Below are 430 nucleotides of genomic sequence, written 5' to 3'. Positions count from 1 at the left end.
GATGCTCTTGGGGTAATACTCGTTGACCGCATCAGCCTCGATGCCAATACCCAGAATCTCGATGCCGGCCTTCTCGACGCGATCTACAACGTGGTGGAGGTGCTGCTTGGCACGATCAGCCCGCTCCTCATAGGTGTAGATGCGCTGCTGAGCGGGCTGCCCATCCGACAGCACAACCAGAATCTTCCGCTCTTCTCGCCTGGCTGCCAGTATGTTTGCGGCGATCTCCACTGACTCCGAGTCGGCGTTGTTCGCCATATCCACTGTCGGCAGTCCTGCAATGCGCGTCTCACACTCCGGCGTCATGCGCTCATCGAAGGTCTTGAAGATGGGCATGAACAGTGGCGAGACACGATCAAACCCGCCCTTGAAGTCCGGCCTTGTCGCTGCCAGCTCGGCAAGCTGATCTCTGGCCTCCGAGAAGAATGCG

The 430-nt window shown here is 58.8% G+C and carries 1 protein-coding gene; it reads right to left on the bottom strand.

Going from position 1 to position 430, the window contains the following annotated elements; all coding sequences use genetic code 11:
* On the bottom strand, nucleotides 1-430 hold a 430-nt coding region (locus tag R0J88_RS18820; RefSeq protein ID WP_410900699.1), incomplete at both ends, for a cobaltochelatase CobT-related protein.

Source organism: Pseudoalteromonas sp. SIMBA_162 (genome assembly GCF_046535955.1).
In the GTDB taxonomy this organism is placed as follows: domain Bacteria; phylum Pseudomonadota; class Gammaproteobacteria; order Enterobacterales; family Alteromonadaceae; genus Pseudoalteromonas; species Pseudoalteromonas marina.
The sequence above is the reverse complement of the archived record's forward strand: the minus strand, read 5'-3'. Positions and strand labels throughout refer to the sequence as shown.